Origin of the sequence: Alkalihalophilus lindianensis, assembly GCF_032843265.1 — a bacterium.
Taxonomy (GTDB): Bacteria; Bacillota; Bacilli; order Bacillales; family Bacillaceae_D; genus Alkalihalophilus; species Alkalihalophilus lindianensis.
Map to the genome: position 1 here is coordinate 1 of NZ_JAWJBA010000242.1, position 277 is coordinate 277.

The 277-nt window shown below is 45.8% G+C and carries 1 protein-coding gene; it reads left to right on the forward strand.

Annotation, left to right across the window (positions count from 1 at the left end):
• A partial coding sequence (locus tag RYX56_RS22110; RefSeq protein WP_317124083.1) for a hypothetical protein occupies nt 1–277 on the forward strand: 277 nt, incomplete at both ends.

The window sequence follows — 277 nt, forward strand, 5'->3', positions numbered from 1 at the left end:
CGGGGACCCGCTACCGGAGATTGTGGAAGCACGGCTTGAAAAAGAATTGAAAAGTATCATCGGCCATGGATTTGCCGTTATTTATTTAATTGCCCATAAACTTGTCAAGAAATCACTGGATGATGGGTATCTTGTCGGTTCAAGGGGGTCTGTCGGTTCATCGCTCGTTGCAACCATGACGGAAATTACGGAAGTAAATCCATTGCCGCCGCACTATATTTGTCCCGAATGCAAACATTCGGAGTTTTTCAATGATGGCTCAGTCGGGTCTGGATTT